This window comes from Xanthomonas sp. LMG 12460, assembly GCF_009192895.1.
GTDB lineage: Bacteria > Pseudomonadota > Gammaproteobacteria > Xanthomonadales > Xanthomonadaceae > Xanthomonas_A > Xanthomonas_A sontii.
In genome coordinates, this window is record NZ_NKUH01000004.1 from 75,050 (window position 1) to 97,205 (window position 22,156).

Genomic DNA, 22,156 nt, shown 5'->3' on the forward strand with positions numbered 1-22,156 from the left:
CTCGTTCGCTGCCCACCGCCGCGCACGCGCCGCCGTCGCGCGCGGGCGGGACCGCGGCGGATCCCTCTTTCGCTTGCTGCCCGGTTTGCCCTGCCCATGACCGACACTTCCCTGCACACCCTGGCCGACGCCGCCGGCCTGCTGGTCGACTGGATCGATGCCGGCGATACGCCGCGCACGGTCGCCGACGACACCCTGCGCCACGTACTCGGCGCACTGGGCCTGGACGCGCGCGACGCCGCCGCCTGCCGCGACAGCCTGCGCCGGCTGCAGGCCGATGCCGCGCTGCCGCCGCTGCTGACTGCCGACGTCGACGTGCCGGTCGAAATCGGCGCCGCCCCCGGCACGGCGTACCGGCTCGACAGCGAGGACGGGCGCGCACTGCACGGCCACTGCGACGCGCAGGGCCGCCTGGTCGCACCCGATACCGCCGGCTACTGGACCCTGCAGCACGGCGACCGCAGCACCACCCTGGCGGTGGCGCCGCCACGCTGCTACGGCGTCGCCGACGCGGTGGGCGCGGCGCAGCCGCGGCGCTGGGGCCTGTCGTTGCAGGTGTACTCGGCGCCGGGCGGCTACGACGCCGGCATCGGCGACGCCGACGGCACCGCCGCCTGGGCCGCGCGTATCGCCGCGGCCGGCGGCGATGCCATCGCGCTGAGCCCGGTGCATGCGGCGCGACCGATCGGTGCGCACTACAGCCCCTACTCGCCCAGCGACCGCCGCTTCCTCGATCCGTTGCAGGCAGCGCCGGCGCGCGTGCTCGGTGCCGCCGCCGCGCAGCGCGCGCTGGAGGCGGCCGGGCTGGTGCAGGCCTTCGCCGAGGCGCAGGCCCGCCCGCTGATCGACTGGCCGGCCTCCGCTGGCTTGAAGTGGCAGTGGCTGCGGCAACTGCATACCGACTTCGGTCAGGCCGATGCCGCGCTGCACGCCGACCTGGCCGCGTTCGAACGCGACGGCGGCAGCGCCCTGCACGCGCATGCCGCGTTCGCCGCGCAGGATTTCGGCGATGCCGATCCGGGCCTGCATCGGTTCGCGCAGTGGCTGGCCGCGCGCAGTTGGGCCGACGTGCAGCGCCAGGCGCGTGCCGACGGCATGGGCATCGGCCTGATCGCCGACCTGGCGGTGGGCTTCGACGCGCATGGCGCCGAGGCCGCGGCATGGCCGCAGGCGCTGCTGCAGGGGCTGGAACTGGGCGCGCCGCCGGACGCGTTCAACGGCGACGGCCAGGCCTGGGGCATCTGCGGCTATGCGCCGACCGCGCTGCGCGCCACCGGCTTTGCGCCGTTCATCGAACTGCTGCGCGCGGTGATGCGCGATCGCGGCGGCGTGCGCATCGACCACATCCTCGGCCTGCTGCGGCTGTGGGTGATCCCGCGCGGCGCACCCTCCTCCACCGGCGTGTACCTGCGCTATCCGCTGCACGACCTGCTGCGCCTGCTGGCGCTGGAATCCTGGCGGCACCGCGCGATCGTGATCGGCGAGGATCTGGGCGTGGTGCCGGACGGCATCCGCGCGGAACTGTCGCGCCGCGGGGTGATGGGCATCGACGTGCTGCTGTTCACCCGCGACCGCGCCGGCGCGTTCCTGCCGCCGGCGCAGTGGCGCCCCGACGCACTCGCCACCACCACCACCCACGACCTGCCGACCCTGCGCGGCTGGCGCCGCGGCGAGGACATCGACTGGCGCCGGCGCCTGCAGTTGAGCGACGCCGCGCAGCAACATGCCGACCACCAGGCACGCACCGACGATGTCGCGCGCATGGACCAGGCGGTCGCCGCGGCGCTGCCGCCCGCCGAGGCCGCCGACCCTGAACTGGGCGCGCTGCGCTTCGTCGCCGCCACGCCCTCGCCGCTGGCCCTGCTGCCGGCCGAGGACGCGCTGGGCCTGGACCAGCAACCCAACCTGCCCGGCACCGTCGACGGCCACCCGAACTGGCGCCGGCGCCTGCCCGCGCCCGACGCCGCCGCGACCGCGGCTACCCTCGCCACGCGCCTGGATGCCTTCGCCCAGACCCGCCAATCCACCGCCACCGCCGCGCAAGGAGCCGACGCATGCGCATGATTCCCCTGCGGGCCACCGCCCGCCTGCAGCTGCATGCCGGTTTCACCCTGCTCGATGCCGCCGCACAGGTGCCGTATTACGCCGGGCTGGGCATCAGCCACCTGTATCTGTCGCCGATCGGCACCGCGGTGCCCGGTTCCACCCACGGCTACGACGTCACCGACCCGCGCCAGGTCAATCCCGAACTCGGCGGCGAGCCGGCGCTGCTGCACCTGTCCGAGCGCGCGCGCAGCCACGGCATGGGCCTGATCCTGGACATCGTGCCCAACCACATGGCCACCCACCCGAGCAATCCGTGGTGGTGGGACGTGCTCACCCATGGCCGGCGCAGCCGCCATGCCGGCTGGTTCGACATCGACTGGCGCGCGCCCGGGCGCGAGGGCAAGCTGTGGTTGCCGGTGCTGGACCGCCCCTATGCGCAGGCGCTGAGCGAAGGCGCGCTGCAGTTGCAGGTGGCCGAGGACGGCAGCGTGGTCCTGCTGCACCACGACCAGCGATTCCCGATCCGCCTGGACGGCGCCATCGCCCAGGAACCGGCCAGCGCGCGCCCGGCCTGGGCCGCCCGGCTCAACGACGCCGCGCGGCTGGGCGACGACGCCCTGCACCGGCTGATCGAACGCCAGTGCTATCGCCTGGCCTGGTGGCGGGTCGGCAACGACATGCTCAACTACCGCCGCTTTTTCGACATCACTTCGCTGGCGGCGTTGCGGGTGGAGCAGAACGACGTGTTCGCCGCGGTCCACGAGCTGCCGCTGCGGCTGGTCGCCGAGGGCCATCTCGATGGCGTGCGGGTCGACCACGTCGATGGCCTGGCCGATCCCACCGGCTACGTGCAGCGGCTGCGCACGCAACTGGACCGCGCCGGCCGCCGCCGCGGCATCGCCCCGGGCGGCATCGTCCTGTATCTGGAAAAGATCCTGGCGCCGCACGAGCAGTTGCGCAGCGACTGGCCCTGCGACGGCACCACCGGCTACGACTTCATGGACCAGGTCGCCGCGGTGCTGCACGACCCGGCCGGCGCCGAACCGCTGACCGCGCTGTGGCGGCGCTGGAGCGGGCGCAGCGGCGACTTCGGCCAGGAGCAGCGCGCCGCGCGCGACGAGATCCTGCAGGGTTCGCTGCAGGCCGAGTTCGTGCGCACCGTGCAGGCGCTGGGCGCCGCCGCGCGCCTGGATCCGCTGACCCGCGAGTTCAGCCCGCAGATGCTGGCGCGCGGGCTGATGGCCTTGCTGCGGCACTTCGAGGTGTACCGCACCTATGCCGGGCCCGATGGCCTGGACGACGACGACGCGGCGCGCCTCGCGCAGGCCGCGCAGCGCGCGCGTGCCGGCGCCGAGCCGCGGGTGTGCGCGGCGATCGATGCGATCGAACGCTGGAGCCGCGACGGCCGCGGCACCGGCAAGGCGCAGGTGGCGCTGCGGCGGATCGTGCGCCGGCGCCTGGAGCAACTGTCGGCGCCGCTCAACGCCAAGTCGGTGGAGGACACCTCCTTCTACCGCCACGGCGTGCTGCTCTCGCGCAACGAGGTCGGCAGCGAGCCGGACGTGTTCGCGCTGACGCCGGAGGCGTTCCACGCGGCCAACGCCGTGCGCGCGCAGCGCTATCCGCGCGCGCTGCTGGCCACCGCCACCCACGACCACAAGCGCGGCGAAGACGTGCGCATGCGCCTGGCCGCGCTCAGCGCGCAGGCGCCGTGGTGGGAGGCGCAGGTGGCGCGGTTCCAGGCGCTGTCGGCCGACCTGCTGCCGGCCGGTAGCGCCGCGCCGCTGCTCGGCGACCTGCTGATGCTGTGGCAGATGCTGGTGGCGGCGTGGCCGCTGGAACTGGCGGTGGACGACGCCGACGGCCTGCGCGACTACGCCGAGCGCATCGGCGCCTGGCAGCTCAAGGCCGCGCGCGAAGCCAAGCTGCGCACCCACTGGACCTGGCCGGACGAGGACTACGAGCGCAATGCGCGCGCGCTGCTCGACGCGGCGCTGGTGCAGCCGGCCGGCGCCGCACTGCGCGAGGCGCTGGCGCAGGCGGCCGCGGCACTGGCCCCGGCCGGCGCGCTCAACAGCCTGGTGCAGACCACCCTGCGCCTGACCCTGCCCGGCGTGCCCGACCTGTACCAGGGCAGCGAGGGCTGGGATCTGTCGCTGGTGGATCCGGACAACCGCCGCCCGGTGGACTACGCGCTGCGCCAGGCCTGGCTGCGCGATGCCACCGCAGCGGACGCGCTGCTGCAGGACTGGCACAGCGGCCACATCAAGGCCTGGTTGACCGCACAGCTGCTGCAGCTGCGGCGCGCGCATCCGGACCTGTTCGCGCACGGCCGCTACACGCCGCTGCAGGCGCAGGGCCCGCAGGCCCAACACGTGCTCGGCTTCGTGCGCGAACACGAGGGCGCCTCGCTGGTGGTGGCGGTACCGCGGCTGGGCGCGGCCGCGCAGGCGCTGCGGCCGGACGCGCCGCTGCGGGCGCAGTTCGATTGGCGTAACACGGTTCTGACACTGCCGCAGGCACAGTATCGCCCGGTGCTGGCCAGTGCTACCGTCGACGCGATGTCGGCCATTGCGGTGTCGGCGCTGTTCGCCGAGTTCCCGGTGGCCGTGCTGGTCGCCTCCCCCTGATCTCGCAAGAAGCCATGGACGCAGAAACACGCCAACGCCGCATCCGCCAACTCGCGCACGAAATCTGGGAAGCCGAAGGGCGACCCGATGGCCACGCCGCCCGCCATTGGGCCATGGCCGAACGCCTGGTGGCCGCGGAAGCGGCCGCCGAAGCCGATGCCGAGGCGCTGCCGCCGTCGCAACCGCGACGCAGCGCCGGCACCGGCAGCATCTCTTCCTAAGGATCCTTCATGCCCGTGCGCAAGCTCACCCGCCGTTCGCGTATCCGCGAGGGCCTGCCGTATCCGCTGGGCGCCACCTGGGACGGCCTGGGGGTGAACTTCGCCCTGTACTCGGCGCACGCCACCAAGGTGGAGCTGTGCCTGTTCGACGATCGCGGCCGCGAGATCGAACGCATCGCCCTGCCCGAGTACACCGACGAGATCTGGCACGGCTACCTGCCCGACGCGCGCCCCGGCCAGCTCTATGGCTACCGCGTGTACGGTCCGTATGCGCCCGACGCCGGGCACCGCTTCAATCCCAACAAGCTGCTGCTCGATCCTTACGCCAAGCAACTGGTCGGCGAACTGAAATGGGCGCCGGCCCTGTTCGGCTACACCATCGGCCACAAGGATGCCGACCTCAGCTTCGACCGCCGCGACAGCGCCGCCTACATGCCCAAGTGCGCGGTGATCGATCCGGCCTTCACCTGGGGCAAGGACCAGCGCCCGCAGACGCCGTGGGACAGCACGGTGATCTACGAGACCCACCTGCGCGGCACCACCATGCGCCACCCCTCGGTCCCCGAGGCCTGGCGCGGCACCTTCTCCGGGCTGAAGGTGGACGAGGTGGTCGAGCACATCAAGCGCCTGGGCATGACCGCGGTGGAACTGCTGCCGGTGCACGCCTTCGTCGACGACGAATACCTGCTCAAGCAGGGCCTGCGCAATTACTGGGGCTACAACACCATCGGCTTCTTCGCCCCGCACCCGCGCTACATGGCCACGCGCACGGTGTCCGAGTTCAAGCAGATGGTGGCGCGGCTGCACAGCGCCGGGCTGGAAGTGATCCTGGACGTGGTCTACAACCACACCGCCGAAGGCAACGAACTGGGGCCGACGCTGTCGTTCAAGGGCATCGACAACGCCAGCTACTACCGCCTGGCCGAGGATCGCCGCTTCTACATCAACGACACCGGCACCGGGAACACCTTCGACCTGACCAATGCCGGCGCGCTGCGCATGGTCAACGACTCGCTGCGCTACTGGGTGGCGGAGATGCACGTGGACGGGTTCCGCTTCGACCTGGCCACCATCCTCGGCCGCGAGCATCACGGCTTCGACCCCAAGGGCGGCTTCCTCGACGCCTGCCGCCAGGATCCGCTGCTGAGCCAGGTCAAGCTGATCGCCGAGCCGTGGGACGTCGGCCCGGGCGGCTACCAGGTCGGCGCCTTCCCGCCGGGCTGGTCGGAGTGGAACGACAAGTTCCGCGACAACGTGCGCGCGTTCTGGCGCGGCGACGAAGGCCAACTGGCGGAACTGGCCACGCGCCTGACCGGCTCGGCCGACCTGTTCCACCACCGCGGCCGTCGCCCGACCGCCTCGGTCAACTTCGTCACCGCCCACGACGGCTTCACCCTGCACGACCTGGTCAGCTACGCGCACAAGCACAACGAGGCCAACGGCGAGCACAACCGCGACGGCTCGGACAACAACATCTCCGCCAACTATGGCGTGGAAGGCGAGACCGACGACGAGCAGATCAACGCGCTGCGCCTGCGGCAGATGCGCAACATGCTGGCCACCCTGCTGCTGTCGCAAGGCACGCCGATGCTGCTGGCCGGCGACGAGTTCGGCCGCAGCAAGGGCGGCAACAACAACACCTACTGCCAGGACAACGAACTGACCTGGCTGAACTGGGAAGCCGGCCCGCGCGCGCACCAGCTCAGCGCCTTCGTCTCGCGCCTGACCCACCTGCGCGCGCACTACCCGCTGCTGCACCGCGCGCGCTTCTTCGACGGCGTCTACGACGAGGAACTGGGCATCAAGGACGTGACCTGGCTGGCCCCGGACGGCGAGGAAATGACCGAAGCCTCCTGGCACGACCCGCACGCCCGCGCGCTGATGATGCGCCTGGACGGCCGCGCCCCGTCCAGCGGCCTGCGCCAGGCCGCGTCCAACGTGACCCTGCTGATGATCGTCAACGGCGCGGTCGAGGACGTGCCGTTCACCCTGCCGCTGGTCGAAGGCGAACACTGGCGCGTGCTGATCGACACCGCCGAACGCAACGGCGAACACGGCCTGCCCGGTGGTTCGCAGTGGCACGGCATCGGCCGCTCGCTGACCCTGCTGGCGGCCGAACGCGACAGCAAGACCGCCGCGGCGCGTCACCAGAATGCGGATGCGCCGACGGCGTGAGCTGATGGGAGCGTCCGACGCGTTGTCGGGCGCTGCGGGTCGCGGCTGAGGCCGCTCCTACAGAAGGCGGACGTGGCGAACTGTCGTCCATAGGAGCGGCTTCAGCCGCGACCGGACATCAATGGAACTCAGATACCGCCGTGCCGCGCTGGCTGCCCACCGCAAGCGGCTGCACCGATAGCGCCCCGGCAGCAACGTGAGGGTGGTTCACTGGCGCCCACCCCGCTCCACATACGGCCGCGCCTGCAGGATCACCACCTCGTCGCCGACCACCGCCCACTCGATGTCCTGGTCGGCGCCGCCCAGCGCCTGCTTGGTCATCGCGCCGACCTTGGCCAGTCGCGCGATGAGCGCGTCGGTCAGTACCTGGCGGGTGCCGACGATCGGCACCTCGCGAACGCCGCCGGCGGCGTTGGCCACGAGCTGGGTGTCCTCGGCCGAGCGGCTCAGCACCTGCACCGCCCTGGACCAGCTCGAATACATCACCTGTTCGGCCTGGCGCTTGCCCTCGACCACCCGGATGCCCAGACCGCGCTTGGCCGAGATATAGGTGACATGGCGGCGCGCGGCATCGAAGGGATCGCGGGTGATCATCACCCCGGAACTGTCGGACGGGGCGGCCAACTGCACCAGCACCGCCATGGCCACCGCGTCCTGCGGCAGGCCGGCGGCGGCGCGCGCTTCGTAGGCCTCGAAGTTGTACACCGACGCCCACACCGTCTGCACCGCCTTGGCCAATGCATCGGCGCGGGTGACATTGGGCACGGTGGTGTACAGGCCGGCGCCGCTGAAGCCGGGCAGATCCTCGGAGTTGGACGAGCTGCGCACGAACACACCGGCGCCGTGCAGTTGCCCCTGCCACTGCGTCTCCAACGCGCGCACGAAGGCGGGATCGGGCGCGGCGTCGGCGATCTCGGCACGCAGCGTCGCCAGCGCGGCGCGGCGCACCTCCGCATCGGTGGCGAAGCCGGGGCGTCGCTGCAGATCGCGCAGGCGCTGATCGACCTGCAGGCGCTGCAGCGTCGCCTGGTAGAACGCGAACGGGATGCAGAAGCCGTCCGGCACGCGCGCGGCCGGCGGCAGCACAGCCTTCAAGGTGCCGAGATTGGCGGCCTTGGTCCCGCAGGCGCGGCTGTCGCGGGCGCGCAGCGCCGCCAGCGGTTTGAGCGCGGTCACGGTCAGGTCCGGACGCGGCAGCGCGCGAGCCGCGGTCCGTGAAGCGGCAGCGGGTGCGGCCGTCGGCGGACCCGCCAGCGCTGTCACCCGGTAGTCGTTGTGGGTGACATCCAGTTGCACCCAGCGCCCGTCGTACTGGCGCAACGCCGCCTGCGCATCGCGCACGTACACATTGGGAATGCCCCAGCCCTTGGCCAGCAGGTTGACGTGCGACAACAGCGTGGACGGGCGCTGTGTGACCAGGCCGGCGACCGGCGCCAACGCGATCGGCACCTCGTCCAGCACCGGGATATCGCGCGGCGACAGCGTACGGAACTGCGCCTCCGAACGCACGATGCGCAGCCGTCCCTCGGCATGGCCGGTGTTCAACGGCAGGAAGCGCTGCTCGCGCAGCAGCGCCTCCTGGGTGACGAAGGCCAGCCCGGCGGACTTGGCCACCTGTTCGTGCAGCGTGGAGTTGGTCTTGAACCGCAGCGCGTCGAAGAACGAGGCGCGCAAGGCGGCATCGGTCTGCTGCAACAAGGGCGCGGTAAGGACGTCGCCCTCCCAGAACTCGTAGGTGTAGCCCGGCAGATCCTGCTGCCAGCTCAGGGTGCCGAACAGGAAGCGGCGCTGCGGATCGCGGTACTGCGCCTTCAGCGCCGCCTTGCCCATGCCCGGCGCCAGGCGCTGGCGCACGAATTGCTCGTGCAGCGCGAAGCGCGGGGTGTTGAGGTAGTAGACGCGTCCACCCTGCTGCCGGTCGATCACGAACAGCAGATGCGGCAGCTCCAGCGCTGTGCCGGCGTTGTAGACCCGCGCAAGCTGAAGGAACTGCGCACGGCTGTCCAGGCGCGGCAGGGAATCCGGCCCAGTCGCCGGCTGCACGGCGGCATTGCTGCCCGGGCGTTGCTCGTAGGCCGACGGCTTGCGCGCGGTCTGCGCCAGCGTGGGCGCCACCGGCCACAGCAGCGCGAAAAGGACACACCACGCCGACACGCGTGGCCACGAAAGGGACGGACGGGCTCGGTCCATGATGCCGGTTCGGGAGGGCGACGAGCGCGGATCATACGCCAGCGCCTGCGCGTTGGTTGCGCGGCCAGGCGCTGCCGGGCATGGTCCGGCGTTTGCCGCCGCCGCGGGCCGTTGGGATGACGGGGGAGAATGACATCCGCTGCGGACAGCTCCACCAGGCCCTCCTTTCTGTATCGTTGACCGACAGAACGCTGCGCAGCCGCGTGCGGTCCCGCCACATGCCTGCCCGCGACCTGACGCACCTCGCCCCAGCCAGGAGTCCGCATGCCGCTGTATCCCCTGTTCGCCGACCTGGCCGGACGCCGCGTGCTGGTCGTCGGCGGCGGCGAGGTGGCGATGCGCAAGATCGAGGCGTTGCTGCACGCCGGTGCCGACGTGCTGGTGTACGCGCACGCGCTCAACCCCACCGTGGCGCAGTGGCTGGCGCAGGGCCGCCTGCAACGCGCCGACGGCGCCTTCGACCCGCAGTGGCTGGACGACGCCTGGCTGGTGGTGGCCGCCACCGACGACGACGCGTTCAACCGGCAACTGGCCGAACAGGCCGGAGCGCGACGCAAGTGGGTCAACGTGGTCGACGACGCCGCGCTGTCGACGTTCCAGGTGCCGGCGATCATCGATCGCGACCCGCTGTTGATCGCGATCTCCTCCAGCGGTGCGGCGCCGATGCTGGCGCGGCGCCTGCGCGAGCGCTGGGAAACCGAACTGGACCATTCCTACGCCGAACTGGCGCAACTGTTCGCGCGCCACCGCGCCGCCATCCGCGCGCGCCTGCCGGACCTGCCGCAGCGCCGCCGCTGGTTCGAACAGGTACTGGAGGGACCGGTGCAGACCCTGCTGCAGAGCGGCCAGCGCGATGCCGCCGAACAGGCCTTCGCCGAAAGCCTGCAGCGCAGCGACGCGGTGCCGCGGCAGGGCAGCGTGTGGCTGGTCGGCACCGGCAATGGCGACCCCGGCGCACTGACGCTGAAGGCGCTGCGCGCGCTCAACCAGGCCGACCTGCTGCTGGTCGGTGCGCAAGTGAGCGCGGCAGTGCTGAGCCTGGCACGCCGCGATGCCAGCCGCCAGCCGCTGCCGGACGATCCGGCCGCGCATCTGGCGCTGCTGATCGAACGGGCGCACGCCGGACAGCGCGTGGTCAGCCTGCTGCCGGGCGATGCGTTCCGGCAGGCGCCGCACGTGGCGCTGGCGGCGCAATTGGCCGCCGCCGGGATCGCCTGCGAGGTGGTGCCTGGCGTCGCGCCGGGCTGAGACCTAAGCCGGCAGCGGCGGCACCGGTTCGTCGGCTGCTCCGTCCCGCTTCGCCGTCACCAGGTGCTTGCGCATCCCCACCCACAACGCCAGCGACAGCAGCGAGATGCCGCCCAGCAGCAGGAATGCGGCGCGATAGCCGAACCCCTGTGCGATCCAGCCGCCCAGTGCGGGACTCAGCGCCGCGCCGACGCCCTGCATCGTCATCACCGCGCCCTGCCCCACGTTGACCCGGCCGGTGCCCTGCAGCAGGTGCGCCACCAGCGCCGGCACCGCCACGCTCTGCAGGCCCGCGCCGACGCCGTCGAGGATCTGCACCGGGAACACGCCCCAGGTGTGGATGACGCTGGCGGCGATCAGTCCGCGCAGCGGTAGCGCCAGGAAGGTCAGCAGCAGTACCCACCAGTGCCCGCGCACGCGGATCAGGCGCATCGCCAGCAGCGAGGCGAGCACCATCGTGGACTGGGCGACGATGATGGTGGTGGCGGTCAGCGCGTTCGGGTCGCCCTGGTGCGCGGCCACCACGGCCATGCCGTACAGCGGCAGCATCGCCGCATTGCCGAGGTGGAACAGCGCCAGCGCCGCGGCCAGGACCAGCAAGGGCTTGCAGGTCAGCAGCACCGACCAGCCGCTGACGTGCGTACCGTGGTCGTCCTCGGCCTCGGCCATGCCGCGCGCCGCACGGTGATCGATGGCGTCGCGCGGAATCATCAACACCGAGATGATCGCCAGCACGCCGAAGCAGCCGGTCAGCACGAACACCGCGCCGAAACCGAATTTCCAACCGAGCAAGCCCGCCAGCGCCGCGGCCACCACGTTGCCGGCATGGCTGCCGACCTGGTTGCGCGCGATCTGGTGATCGAAGCCGGCCTGGCGCACCAGGCCCAAGGTGATGCCGGACAGCGCCGGCCCCAGCGCGGCGGCGGCGAGCGCGGTCATCACCTGCGCGGCGATGACGCCGGGCAGCGTCGGCGACCACCACAGCAGCGCTGAGGCCAGCAGGATCATGCTGCAGCCGACCACCACGATGCTGCGCTTGCGCTTGGTCGCATCGACCAGCGCGCCGCCCGGCGTGGTGGCGAGCATGCCGACGATGCCGCCGGCGGTCATTACCGAGCCGATCGCGCCGAGCGACCAGCCCTTGGATTGCAGGAACACGCTCAGGAACGGGCCGAGCCCGTCCTGCACGTCGGCCATGGTGAAGTTGAGCGCTTCCAGCGCGCGCGTGCCGCGCGGGCGCTTGCCAGCGCCGCTCATGCGCGCACCGCCGACGAGCGCGTCGACAAGGACAGGAGAGCGTGGTGCTGCGCAGGCGCGACGGGCGGCATGACGGTGTCCTGGATGGCCAGCTGAAACACAGGCGCGGCGGTGGCCAGGGGCACACCGCCGCGACGACTCGGAACTTAGTGGGGCTTGGGCTTCGGTTTCGGCTTGGGCCCGTCCTTCGGCGCAGCATCATCCGCATGCGCGTGCAACGGCTTGTGATGAGGCTTGGGCGGCTTCGGCTTCGGCTTCAGCGGCTGCAGCGTCGCGTCGCTGGCGCCCAGCGCCTGCGCATGCAGCACCTGGCCATGCGCGGACTCCAGCAATTCGCCCTGCGCCGTCAGCGGCTTGCCGGCGGCGAGCCAGCGCGCCGATTCCGGCACCGCGTGCGGCGGGAAGCGCACGATCAGCCCGTCCTCCAGCAGCGCGCCATGCACCTGCCCGTGCGGGCCGTGCAGCAGCCGTGCGATGGTACCGGCGTGACGCGCCGCGTCCTGCGCGGGCTTGTGCTTGGCCGGCGGCTTGGGCTTGGGTGTGTGCGGACCGGCATGCGGACCTTCATCGACGATGCGCGCGGCCCCGTCCGGGTCCACCGCCAGCGCCACCAGCACATCGGCGCCGCGCGGCTTGAGTCCGCGCACGCCGAGGCCGACGCCCGGACGCAGCGCCTGCAGCAGTTGCGCCGACAGGTGCGGCGGGGTGTGCACTTCGGTGCCGTCGTCGAACAGCAGGCCGTCGACGTCGGCCTTGGGGTTGAGCAGGAAGCGTGCGAGCGTGCCACGGGTTTCCGGCAGGGAATCGGGATCGACCCAATGCATTGCATTCTCCAGACGAACAAGGGATGCCGGCGGGGGCCGGCAGCGCCCGCCGCGAACGGCGGGCGCGGGGTCAGGCGCGATGGAACCGCGCCCGGATCAACGCGGGGCCGGCGGCGGCGGCGGGGCGGCCGGCGCACCCGGCGCGCCCGGCGGCGGAGCAGCCGGCGGCGCAGGCGGGGCCGGGGGCGCGAACACCGCCTGCAGCGAGTTGCGGTCGCGGCCGACCTGGGTGGCTTCCACCGAGCGACCCACCTGGGTCAACACGCCGAAGCCGTTGACGCTCAGGCGCGCGCCGGGCCGCAGCAACTCGCTGTACTGCACGGCGGCGTGCGGTGGCATGCGCACCACGGTGCCGTCGCTGAGCAGCACGCCGGCGGTGTCGCCGCGCGGGCCATAGACCAGCCGCTCGATGCGGCCATCGGCCTGCAGCGGGGTCAGGGCCGGTGGTGCCGGGGGCGCCGGCGGCGGCGTCATCGGGTTCGGCGGGCGGTCGACCACCTGCTTGCCACTGCGGCGCGCGGTGATGGTGTTGGCCTGCAGCAGCGGCAGGCTGCCCAGGCGATAGCCCTGGACCGAGATCGCATCGCCACGACGTACGGCGGCCTGCAGATCGGCCGACAGGTGCGGCGGGAAGCTGACCTGGGTGCCGTCCATCAGCCACAGACCATCGACGTCGCCGTTGGGGTTGAGCATGAAGCGCTCGACGGTGCCGTCCACGCGCACCGGCGTGGCGGCGACGGGGGCCGCGGGCGGCGGCGGCGGCGCCGGAACGCTGCCGGGCGCCGGCGGGGCGGGAGGTGCGGGCGGCGCCGGCACCTGCGCGGTGGCGGCAGCAGCGGCGGTGGCCAGCACCAGGGACAGAGCGAGTGCGCTACGACGGATCATGGGAGTTCCTCCTGAGCGGCAAGGGGGCGCCGCTCGCAGGAGAGGTAATGCAGAGGCCGTGCCAACTTTTAAGTCATTGATCTTTAAATGAATCGAGTGCCGATCTGGCTTTAGCAGCGTCTCCATTCCATCCACATCTGTCCGCTTTGCGGACAGGTGTGGATGGAAGGGGATTGGAGATTGGGGATTGGGGATTCGCAAAAGCGGACGCGTCGCCTGATGTCTGGTGCTGTGACGAATCCCCAATCCCCAATCCCCAATCCCGCGGCGCGCCAGCGCGCCGCTACAGCCCGTACTCGTCGAGCTTGCGGTACAGGAGCTGGCGATGGATGCCGAGCCGGCGTGCGGCCTCGGCGCGGTTGCCGTGGGCCTGGGTCAGCGCCGCCTGGATCATCTGCCGTTCCAGTTGCGCGATCGCCTGCGGCAGGGTCAGCGCGTCGGTATCGAGCGTCGTGGGCGTCTCGGCGGGCTGGGCCAGCAGTTCGTCCAGGTCGTGCGCCTCGACCACCGGCGCGCGCACCAGCACCTGGCAGCGCTGCATGGCGTTGCGCAGTTCGCGCACATTGCCCGGCCAGGGATAGGCGCGCAGGCGCGCCTGCGCCGCGGGCGACAGGGTCTGCGGGGCGCTGGCGCCGGCGACGAGGAAATGCTGGGCGAGCAGCAGGATGTCGTCGCCGCGCTCGCGCAGCGGCGGCAGTTCGATCGGCACCACGTTGAGCCGGTAGCGCAGGTCGCTGCGGAAGCGCCCGGCGTCCACCGCCTGCAGCAGGTCGCGGTGGGTGGCGGCGATCACCCGCACATCCACCTTCTGCGCGCCGCGCCCACCCAGCGGCGAGACCTCGCCTTCCTGCAGGAAACGCAGCAGCTTGGCCTGCATCGGCAAGGGCATGTCCCCGATCTCGTCGAGGAACAGGGTACCGCCATCGGCGTCGCGGATCAGGCCGTTGCGGTCGCTCACCGCGCCGGAGAACGCACCCTTGCGGTAGCCGAACAGCTCGCTCTCCATCAGCTCGGCGGGAATCGCCGCGCAATTGATCGCCACGAACGGCTGCGCGGCACGCGCGCTGGCACGGTGCAGCGCGCGCGCCGCCAGTTCCTTGCCGGTGCCGGTTTCGCCGGTGATCAGCACCGGCAGGTCGGACGCGGCGGCCAGGCCGATGCGCTTGTGCACGGTGCGCATCGCCGCGCTGTGGCCGAGCAGCGCGTCGTCTTCCTCGGCCGGCATCGCCGCTGCGGCGTCCGGCGCGGCGTCGCCGCGGCTGCGCAGTGCGCGCTCGACCACCTCGGCGATATCGGCGCGGCCCACCGGCTTGACCAGGTGATCGAAGGCGCCGAGCTTCATCGCCTCGATGGTGTTGCCGCTGGAGGCATGCGCGGTGAGCATCACCAGCGGCACGCGCATGGCCTGCGCATCGTCCTGGCGCGCACGCATCAGTGCGATGCCGTCCATGCCGGGCATGCGGAAGTCGACGAAGGCCAGGTCGAGCCCACCCTCGCCCAGGCGCGCCAGTCCCTCGCGCGGGTCGGCCACGGCCACCACCTCGTGGCCGAACGAGCGCAGCGTCGCCTGCAGGGTGCTGAGGAAGGCCAGGTCGTCGTCGATGATCAGGATGCGCGCCATGGCAGCTCCAGGCTGAACTCGGTGATGCCGTCACGATGCGCGTAGTGCGCCTCGCCGCCATGGGCGCGGGCGATCTCGCGCACCAGCGCCAGGCCCAGGCCGTTGCCGTCGCTGCGGCCGCTGGCGAACGGTTCGAACAGATGCGCGGCCACCGGCGCCGGCACCGGCTCGCCCTGGTTGCGCACGCGCAGGTGCAGCAGGTCGTTCTCGGCCTGCGCCGCCAACGTGACCTCGGTGCCGGGAGCGGCGTGCTGCAGCGCATTGCGCAGCAGGTTGTGCAGGGCGCGCCCGGCCTGCTGCGGATCCAGCATCCACTGCGCTGGCGCCGCTTGCAGGCGCAGCGCGATCGGCGGCGTCTGCCCGTCCCAGTCGGCCGGGTCCAGCAGCGCCTGCAGCCACGGTTGCAGCGCCACCGTCTGCCGGTGCAGGCGGATCGGCTGAACCATGCCGAGCAGGCTTTCCACCACGCCGTCCAGGCGCTGGATCTGCGCCAGCATCAGTTGCGCCTGGGCGTCGTCGGCGCCGTCCGCGTGCGCGGCGATCTGGTTTTCCAGCGCCAGGCGCAGGGTCGCGATCGGGTTGCGGATTTCGTGCGCCACGGTCGCGGTCATGCGCCCCAGCGCGGCCAGGCGTTCGTGCCGCGACAGCTCCTCGCCGAGCCGGCGGGTCTCGGCCAGGGCCCGCGCGCTGCGTTGCGCATAGTCGGTGACCGCGGCGCCGAGCCGGTCCAGCTCCGGCGCGCCGGTCTTGGGGATCTGCGGTACCTCGGCCGGCGTCGCCAAGGCCTGCTGGATGCCCTGCAGGCGCTGGCTCCAGCGCCGCACCACCCAGCCCAGCGCCAGCGCCGACACCACCACCAGCGCCAGGATCAGCGCCATCCCCAGCGCCAGCGGCAGACTGGCGGCGGCGTCGCTGGAAGCCACGCGGGTCATGGCCCAGGCCGCGGCGTTGCGGTCCAGCGGGCAGGCCGCGATCAGCAGGCTCTCGCGCTGCCCGTCGCGGCGGTAGTCGACCGTGTGCTGCGCCGCCACCCCGCGCTGCACGGCGGCGACGATGACGTTGCGCTCGGCCGAGGGCACGTCGGTCTTGTGCTCGGTTCCATCGTAGGTCGGGTAGGCATAGGCGACGAAGCCGCGCTGGCGGTCCCAGAAGCCGCCTTCCACGCCGGCGGCATCGGCGAGCACCAGTTGCGAGACCACCGCCGCCAGGCCGGTGCCGTCGCTGCCGTGGGCGGCGGCGCTGGCGCCGTTGTAGCGCTGCACCATGCGCGTGCACACCTCGCGCAACCCGGCCTGCGCGCGTTCGCTGCGCACGCCCTCGCTGTGCCGGTACAGCCCGACCAGCACCACCGCCATGCCCACGCAGGCGGCGACGATGACGATCCAGATCAGCAGCAGTTGCCGCAACAGCGAACGGGGCATGGACGTCCTTGGGCGCAACGGAAGAGGCGGGGCGAACCGCGGCGATCGTAACCGCGCCGCGGTGCCTGCGGCGACTCAGCGCAGGTTGGTCTTGACCAGTTCCAGCACCTCGTCGCCGCGTCCGCTCATCACCGCGCGCAGCAGGTACAGGCCCATGCCCTTGGCCTGTTCCAGCTTGACCGCCGGCGGGATCGCCAACTCCTGGCTGGCCACGCGCACGTCCACCAGCGCTGGGCCGGGATGCGCGAACGCCTCGCGCAGGGCCGGCTCCAGTTGCGCCGACTCGTCCACGCGCAGACCCAGGATGCCCATGGCGTTGCTCATCGCCGCGAAGTCCGGATTGCTCAGGTCGGTGCCGGTATCCAGGTAGCCGGCCGACTTCATTTCCATCGCCACGAAGCCCAGCGAGCCGTTGTTGTAGACCACCACCTTCACCGGCAGGCCGAGCTGGGCCAGGGTGATGAAGTCGCCCATCAACATGGTGAAACCGCCATCGCCGGACAGCGAGATCACCTGCCGGCGCGGGAACTGCGCCTGCGCGCCCAACGCCTGCGGCATCGCATTGGCCATCGAGCCGTGGTTGAACGAGCCGAGCAGGCGGCGCTGGCCGTTCATGGTCAGATAGCGCGCCGCCCACACCGTCGGCGTGCCGACGTCGCAGGTGAAGATCGCATCGGCATCGGCCAGCGCATCGACCATGCGCGTGACGAACTGCGGATGCAACGGCTCGCCGGGGGCCGAGGCCACGGCCAGGTCGTCCAGGCCCTCGCGCGCCTTGCGGTAGTGAGCCAGCGACTTCTCCAGGAAGCCGCGGTTCTCGCGCCGCTGCAGGCGCGGCAGCAGCGCGGCGATGGTCTCGCGCACGTCGGCGGCGATGCCCAGCTGCAGCGGCGTGCGCCGCCCCAGCGCGGCCGGATCGTTGTCGACCTGCACGATGGTGGCGTCCTTGGGATAGAACTGCCGGTACGGGAAATCGGTGCCGAGCATCAGCAGCGTGTCGCAGTTGAGCATGGCCTGGTAGCCGGAACTGAAGCCGATCAGGCCGGTCATGCCGACGTCGAACGGGTTGTCCCACTCCACATGTTCCTTGCCGCGCAGCGCGTGCACGATCGGCGCGCCCAGCGCGTCGGCCAGCGCCACCACCTCGTCGTGCGCGCCGGCACAGCCGCTGCCGCACAGCAAGGTGGTGGCCTTGCTCGCCTGCAGCAGATCGGCCAGCTTCGCCACGTCGGCGTCGGCCGGCAGGATGCGCGGCGCGGCCAGCGCCGGCCACGTCGTCGGCGTGCCCTTGGGCATTTCCTGCAGGGCGACGTCGCCGGGGATCACCACCACCGCCACGCCGCGGCGCAGGATCGCCGTGCGCATCGCCCGCTGCAGCACTTCCGGCATCTGCGCCGGGTTGGTCACCAGTTCGACGTAGTGGCTGCACTCGCGGAACAGTTCCTGCGGATGCGTTTCCTGGAAATAGCTCAGGCCGATCTCCGAGGACGGAATGTGCGCGGCGATCGCCAACACCGGCTGGTGGCTGCGGTGGCAATCGAACAGGCCGTTGATCAGATGCAGGTTGCCCGGGCCGCAACTGCCGGCGCACACCGCCAGCTTGCCGCTGACCGCGGCTTCGGCGCCGGCGGCGAAGGCGGCCACTTCCTCGTGGCGCACGTGCATCCACTCGATGCTGTCCATCTGCCGCAGCGCGTCGGTCAGGCCGTTGAGGCTGTCGCCGGTCACGCCCCAGATCCGCTCCACGCCCGCGCTGTGCAGGGTTTCGGCGAGCAGGCGAGCCATGGTCTGCTTGGACATACGTGCTGATCTCCGGGTGGGGAACGGCATGGTCGCACCGCGTGCGTTACCGACGCGTGGCGCAGCAGATGCACGCCCGTGCCTGCCGCCTCCATGTTCAGCGCACGGTGCGGCTAGTCTTCGCCGCGTGCAGCGGCGGCATCGTGCGCCGCATTGTCCGCATCGTCCTCGTGATAACTGCCGGACGTGGCGGCCTTGCCGTGGGCGCCACCGGGATGCTCGCCGGTGGCGCCATAGGTGCCGGCCTGGCCGAGGTTCGGCTGGCTGCGTCCGCTGCGGTCTTCGCCGTGATCCTGTGGCGCAGGCGCCTGCGGCGGCGGCATGGGCTGCGACGGCACATCACGGTCGCGGCCGCGTGGCACGCCGCTGTCGGCGGACACATCGCCCTGCGTGCCGCGGTAGGCGGCCTGGCGTACATCGTGCGTGCCGGTGGGAGGTGAAGTGCGCTGCGCCATGACGATCTCCTGCAGAAGCGTGTGAGCGGATCACGCTAGGCCGGCGCACGTTAGCCGGCATGCAAGTTGCGATGAAGGCCGCGCGAGCGGCGACTGCGATGCCGACCGGCGCGACCACGCCGCACGCACGTGACCTGCACGCCTGCGCCACCCGTGCTGGCCGACGCTGGCCGCTCCTTCCACATTGGAGCCCTGCGATGTCCGGTCTACTCTGGAAACTTGCGCTGGCCGGCACGGCTTACGCCGCCATCCGCGCCTATCGCCGCAACACCCACACCACCATGGCCGACGCGGCCTCGTCCATGCCACCAGCCGAACTGGATGACGGTCGGGCCACGCCGCCGCACGGCGACACCCTGCAGGGCGCCGAGCGCGCGTCGACAACTGCGACCACAGACGATCCGGACGGCGCCGTGCCGGCCTGATCCCTGCAACGCGCAGCGGCGTGTCGCGCGCTCACCGCCGACACGCTGCTGCCAGCGTCGCAGGAGCGTGGGCGTCAGCTCAACCTTTGGGGCGATCGTGGGTTTCGCGGCCATCGCCGTGGCGCGCATTGCGCGCACGCAGTTCCTCGCTGGCCTTGCGCGCCAGTTCCTCGTATTGCTTGCGGATTTCTTCCAGCCGCTTCTCGTCCAGCTCTTCCAGGTCCAGCAGCTCGTTGTTGGCCTTGGCGCTGACCCGGATCAGTTCGTCGAGCTTGATCTGCATCGCCGCGGTGTCGGCGTTCTGGGTGTGCTGGATCAGGAACACCATCAGGAAAGTGATGATGGTGGTGCCGGTGTTGATGACCAGTTGCCAGGTGTCGTTGAAGCCGAACACCGGGCCGCTGAGGCCCCACACCAGCACGATGCATAGCGCGATGCAGAAGGTCCAGGGCGTGCCGGCGGCATACGACGCCTTCTTGGCGACCACGTTGAACAGCTTGGCAGGTTTCATCGCAGGCCCTCGCTCGACGGGAGACGCCTGCACCGCCGCCAGCGTCTGCAGGCGGCTAAGGATGATCGACAGCCTCCCGTGAGCGAGGCGTGCATATCGCGCCAGCGCCGGGCCAATGAAAAAGGCGGGGTCGCCCCCCGCCTTTTTGCTTGACCTGTGCGCGAGGCTCAGCCGGCCTGTTGCGTCGCCGGCTGCAGCGCCCGCACCGGGCGCGGCCGGCTCGGGAAGGCGTGGCGCAGGATCCGCCACACCACCTGGCCGAACTGCTTGGGCAGCGAGCCGGTGTTGTAGTGCTGGCCGTAGCGCGCGCAGATCTCGCGCACCTGCACCGCCAGCGCCGCATAGCGGTTGGCCGGCACGTCCGGGAAGAAATGGTGCTCGATCTGGTGGCTGAGGTTGCCCGACAGCACGTTCAGCAGCTTGCCGCCGGCCAGGTTGGAGGAACCGCGCAGTTGCCGCAGGTACCAATGGCCGCGCGACTCGTTCTTGATCGACTCCTTGGGGAAGGTCTCGGCGTCGGCAGTGAAGTGGCCGCAGAAGATGATCACGAAGGTCCAGATGCTGCGCAGCACGTTGGCGGCCAGGTTGCCCAGCAGCACCGGCAGGAAGAACGGTCCGGCCAGCGCCGGGAACAGGATGTAGTCCTTGAAGATCTGCCGGCCCATCTTGCGCCCGACCGGCAGGAACGTCCGCTTCAATTCGCCGCGCTTCATCTTGCCGGCCAGCCAGCGGCCCAGGCGCAGGTCCTGAATCGCCACGCCCCATTCGAACAGCAGCGCGAACACCACCGCGATGAACGGCTGCGCCAGGTAGAACGGGCGCCAGCGCTGCTCGGGGAAGATGCGCAGCAGGCCATAGCCGATGTCGTCGTCCATGCCGCGCACGTTGGTGTAGGTGTGGTGCTTGAAGTTGTGCGTCTTGCGCCAGTTGTCGCCGGTGGCGACGATGTCCCACTCGTAGGTGTTGCCGTTCAGGTGCGCATCGCCCATCCAGTCGTACTGGCCATGCATCACGTTGTGGCCCAGCTCCATGTTCTCCAGGATCTTGGACAGGGTCAGCAGCAGCACGCCGGCGATCCACGCCGGCACCAGCACGCTGTGCACGAACGCCCCGAGGAACAGCAGCGCACGGCCGGCCACGCCGGTGTAGCGCACCGCGGCGACGATGCGGCGGATGTAGCGCGCATCGCGCGCGCCCAGGTCGGCCAGGGTGCGCATGCGCAGCGCATCCAGTTCGTCGCCGAAGGCCTGCAGTTCGGCAGGGGTGAGTGCGCGGTTGCGGGGAGCCGCCATGGGGAAGTCCTTCAGAGGTCCAGGGTCAGGTCGCTGCTGGCGCTGTTGACGCACAGCTTCAGCGAACCGGGTTCGGCGGCGTGGGCGCCGCTGAGCAGATCACGGGTGATGCCGGCCTGCTTGCCACAGGCGCAGCTGTTGCAGATGCCCATGCGGCAGCCGTGCTTGGGACGCAGGCCTTCGGCTTCCAGCGCGGTGAGCAGCGACTGGCCGCGCGGCAGCTGCAGCACGCGGCCGCTGCGCGCCAGGGTCACCGCCACGGTGCCCTGTTCGACATCGGCAGGCGCCGGCGGCGGGCTGAACGCCTCGGCCTGGAAGCGCGCCACCTGATGCTGCAGGCGCGCGCGCGCAGCCTGCACGAAGCCGCCCGGGCCACAGGCCAGCACCTGCGCCTGCTCCAGGCCGCCCAGGGCGTCGAGCGGCAGCGTGTCCACGCGCGGCGCCGGCGTTTCGCCTTCGCCGGTGATGGCCAGGTGCAGGCGGAAGCGCGGATGCGCCGCGGCCAGCGCCTGCAGTTCGTCGCGGAAGCAGACCTGGTCGTGGCGCCGCGCCCAGTACAGCAGGTCGACATCGGCCGGCATGCCGGCATCGGCCAGTTGCCGCAGCAGCGCGCGCATCGGGGTGATGCCGCTGCCGGCGGCCAGCAGCAGCCAGCGGCCGTGCGGCGCGGTCGGCAGCACCATCTCGCCGTAGGCCTGGCCAAGTTCGAACACCTCGCCGATGCGCGCCGCGCCGGCCAGGTACTGGCTGACCCGGCCGCCGTCGACGGTCTTGACCGTGATCGCCAGGCGCCCGCCCGGCAACGGCGTGGGGCTGTAGCTGCGCAGCAGCCGGCGGCCGTCGATCTCCACGCCCAGTTCCACGTGCTGGCCGGCACGCAGGCCGCGCCAGTGGCGGTTGGGCTGCAGCACCAGGGTCACCGCATCGCTGCTGGCGGCCTCACGCTGCACCAGCCGGGCGCGCGGGCGCTGCCAGGTCCACAACGGATGCAGCCGGGTCGACCAGAAATCGAACACGTCCGGCTTGACCCAGGCGCGCAGGGCGCGGGCGGCGGGGCGGAGCTTGGCGGGACGGCGGGCAGCGTTCATGGGGTCCACTATACAGATGAAGATACAGATGTCTATACAGTTGTGCATTCAGCAATGGCGTTATCAT

The 22,156-nt window shown here is 71.4% G+C and carries 17 protein-coding genes; 6 read left to right on the forward strand and 11 right to left on the reverse strand.

The window, feature by feature from the left end; genetic code table 11:
* Positions 1-96 precede the first annotated feature (96 nt).
* The 4 genes from malQ to glgX are packed head-to-tail and all read left to right on the forward strand — an operon-like array spanning position 97 to position 7,072.
* Positions 97-2,064, forward strand: coding sequence for a 4-alpha-glucanotransferase (malQ, locus tag CEK66_RS00805; protein WP_152235626.1), 1,968 nt, complete (start codon positions 97-99; stop codon positions 2,062-2,064).
* Complete coding sequence (treY, locus tag CEK66_RS00810; RefSeq protein ID WP_152235676.1) at positions 2,061-4,676, forward strand: malto-oligosyltrehalose synthase; 2,616 nt, start codon at positions 2,061-2,063, stop codon at positions 4,674-4,676. Before malQ ends, treY begins: the two co-directional genes overlap by 4 nt.
* 14 nt (positions 4,677-4,690) lie before the next feature.
* The gene (locus CEK66_RS00815; protein ID WP_081613359.1) at positions 4,691-4,897 is read left to right on the forward strand and encodes a DUF2934 domain-containing protein; all 207 of its coding nucleotides are present in this window, start codon (positions 4,691-4,693) and stop codon (positions 4,895-4,897) included.
* Positions 4,898-4,906: 9 nt separating this feature from the next.
* Positions 4,907-7,072: a glycogen debranching protein GlgX gene (gene glgX, locus CEK66_RS00820; RefSeq protein WP_152235627.1), complete on the forward strand. Its 2,166-nt coding sequence runs from the start codon at positions 4,907-4,909 to the stop codon at positions 7,070-7,072.
* A gap of 207 nt (positions 7,073-7,279) precedes the next feature.
* On the opposite strand, the gene CEK66_RS00825 is transcribed toward glgX, so the two are convergent.
* A complete protein-coding gene (locus tag CEK66_RS00825) occupies positions 7,280-9,262 on the reverse strand; it encodes a PEP/pyruvate-binding domain-containing protein (protein WP_226978443.1) in 1,983 nt (660 codons plus the stop codon).
* A gap of 264 nt (positions 9,263-9,526) precedes the next feature.
* Between CEK66_RS00825 and CEK66_RS00830 the strand changes: the two genes are divergently transcribed.
* Positions 9,527-10,510 carry an NAD(P)-dependent oxidoreductase gene (locus CEK66_RS00830; RefSeq protein ID WP_152235628.1) on the forward strand — a complete coding sequence of 328 codons (984 nt, stop codon included), beginning with the start codon at positions 9,527-9,529 and terminating at the stop codon, positions 10,508-10,510.
* A gap of 3 nt (positions 10,511-10,513) precedes the next feature.
* Here the strand turns inward: CEK66_RS00830 and CEK66_RS00835 are convergent, their stop codons facing one another.
* From CEK66_RS00835 to CEK66_RS00865, 7 genes are all read right to left on the reverse strand, one after another.
* Complete coding sequence (locus tag CEK66_RS00835) at positions 10,514-11,767, reverse strand: MFS transporter (protein WP_152235629.1); 1,254 nt, start codon at positions 11,765-11,767, stop codon at positions 10,514-10,516.
* A gap of 146 nt (positions 11,768-11,913) precedes the next feature.
* Positions 11,914-12,591: a hypothetical protein gene (locus tag CEK66_RS00840; protein WP_152235630.1), complete on the reverse strand. Its 678-nt coding sequence runs from the start codon at positions 12,589-12,591 to the stop codon at positions 11,914-11,916.
* 96 nt (positions 12,592-12,687) lie between these two features.
* On the reverse strand, positions 12,688-13,476 hold the full coding sequence (locus tag CEK66_RS00845) for a hypothetical protein (RefSeq protein WP_152235631.1): 789 nt from the start codon (positions 13,474-13,476) through the stop codon (positions 12,688-12,690).
* A gap of 283 nt (positions 13,477-13,759) precedes the next feature.
* Entirely contained in the window at positions 13,760-15,097 is a 1,338-nt protein-coding gene (locus CEK66_RS00850) for a sigma-54 dependent transcriptional regulator (protein WP_152235632.1), read from the reverse strand.
* Complete coding sequence (locus CEK66_RS00855; protein WP_152235633.1) at positions 15,082-16,518, reverse strand: HAMP domain-containing sensor histidine kinase; 1,437 nt, start codon at positions 16,516-16,518, stop codon at positions 15,082-15,084. The genes CEK66_RS00850 and CEK66_RS00855 overlap by 16 nt, the downstream gene beginning before the upstream one ends.
* 75 nt (positions 16,519-16,593) lie before the next feature.
* On the reverse strand, positions 16,594-18,303 hold the full coding sequence (gene poxB / locus CEK66_RS00860; RefSeq protein ID WP_173003365.1) for a ubiquinone-dependent pyruvate dehydrogenase: 1,710 nt from the start codon (positions 18,301-18,303) through the stop codon (positions 16,594-16,596).
* Positions 18,304-18,431: 128 nt separating this feature from the next.
* Complete coding sequence (locus CEK66_RS00865; RefSeq protein ID WP_152235635.1) at positions 18,432-18,773, reverse strand: hypothetical protein; 342 nt, start codon at positions 18,771-18,773, stop codon at positions 18,432-18,434.
* 197 nt (positions 18,774-18,970) lie between these two features.
* Here CEK66_RS00865 and CEK66_RS00870 point away from each other — a divergent pair, with 197 nt between their 5' ends.
* A complete protein-coding gene (locus tag CEK66_RS00870) occupies positions 18,971-19,198 on the forward strand; it encodes a hypothetical protein (protein ID WP_017910124.1) in 228 nt (75 codons plus the stop codon).
* A 79-nt stretch (positions 19,199-19,277) separates the two neighbouring features.
* Here the strand turns inward: CEK66_RS00870 and CEK66_RS00875 are convergent, their stop codons facing one another.
* The 3 genes from CEK66_RS00875 to CEK66_RS00885 all read right to left on the reverse strand — a co-directional run bounded on the left by CEK66_RS00875 (position 19,278) and on the right by CEK66_RS00885 (position 22,089).
* A complete protein-coding gene (locus CEK66_RS00875; RefSeq protein ID WP_017910123.1) occupies positions 19,278-19,709 on the reverse strand; it encodes a low affinity iron permease family protein in 432 nt (143 codons plus the stop codon).
* 167 nt (positions 19,710-19,876) lie between these two features.
* Positions 19,877-21,001 (reverse strand): acyl-CoA desaturase, encoded by a 1,125-nt coding sequence (locus CEK66_RS00880; RefSeq protein WP_152235636.1) that lies wholly within the window; start codon positions 20,999-21,001, stop codon positions 19,877-19,879.
* Positions 21,002-21,012: 11 nt separating this feature from the next.
* Positions 21,013-22,089, reverse strand: coding sequence for a ferredoxin reductase (locus CEK66_RS00885; RefSeq protein ID WP_152235637.1), 1,077 nt, complete (start codon positions 22,087-22,089; stop codon positions 21,013-21,015).
* Positions 22,090-22,156: the final 67 nt, after the last annotated feature.

Coding starts and splice junctions, on each gene's coding strand:
- malQ (WP_152235626.1), top strand. CDS start 97: ATGACCGACACTTCCCTGCACACCCTGGCCGACGCCGCCGGCCTGCTG.
- treY (WP_152235676.1), top strand. CDS start 2,061: ATGATTCCCCTGCGGGCCACCGCCCGCCTGCAGCTGCATGCCGGTTTC.
- CEK66_RS00815 (WP_081613359.1), top strand. CDS start 4,691: ATGGACGCAGAAACACGCCAACGCCGCATCCGCCAACTCGCGCACGAA.
- glgX (WP_152235627.1), top strand. CDS start 4,907: ATGCCCGTGCGCAAGCTCACCCGCCGTTCGCGTATCCGCGAGGGCCTG.
- CEK66_RS00825 (WP_226978443.1), bottom strand. CDS start 9,262: ATGGACCGAGCCCGTCCGTCCCTTTCGTGGCCACGCGTGTCGGCGTGG.
- CEK66_RS00830 (WP_152235628.1), top strand. CDS start 9,527: ATGCCGCTGTATCCCCTGTTCGCCGACCTGGCCGGACGCCGCGTGCTG.
- CEK66_RS00835 (WP_152235629.1), bottom strand. CDS start 11,767: ATGAGCGGCGCTGGCAAGCGCCCGCGCGGCACGCGCGCGCTGGAAGCG.
- CEK66_RS00840 (WP_152235630.1), bottom strand. CDS start 12,591: ATGCATTGGGTCGATCCCGATTCCCTGCCGGAAACCCGTGGCACGCTC.
- CEK66_RS00845 (WP_152235631.1), bottom strand. CDS start 13,476: ATGATCCGTCGTAGCGCACTCGCTCTGTCCCTGGTGCTGGCCACCGCC.
- CEK66_RS00850 (WP_152235632.1), bottom strand. CDS start 15,097: ATGGCGCGCATCCTGATCATCGACGACGACCTGGCCTTCCTCAGCACC.
- CEK66_RS00855 (WP_152235633.1), bottom strand. CDS start 16,518: ATGCCCCGTTCGCTGTTGCGGCAACTGCTGCTGATCTGGATCGTCATC.
- poxB (WP_173003365.1), bottom strand. CDS start 18,303: ATGGCTCGCCTGCTCGCCGAAACCCTGCACAGCGCGGGCGTGGAGCGG.
- CEK66_RS00865 (WP_152235635.1), bottom strand. CDS start 18,773: ATGGCGCAGCGCACTTCACCTCCCACCGGCACGCACGATGTACGCCAG.
- CEK66_RS00870 (WP_017910124.1), top strand. CDS start 18,971: ATGTCCGGTCTACTCTGGAAACTTGCGCTGGCCGGCACGGCTTACGCC.
- CEK66_RS00875 (WP_017910123.1), bottom strand. CDS start 19,709: ATGAAACCTGCCAAGCTGTTCAACGTGGTCGCCAAGAAGGCGTCGTAT.
- CEK66_RS00880 (WP_152235636.1), bottom strand. CDS start 21,001: ATGGCGGCTCCCCGCAACCGCGCACTCACCCCTGCCGAACTGCAGGCC.
- CEK66_RS00885 (WP_152235637.1), bottom strand. CDS start 22,089: ATGAACGCTGCCCGCCGTCCCGCCAAGCTCCGCCCCGCCGCCCGCGCC.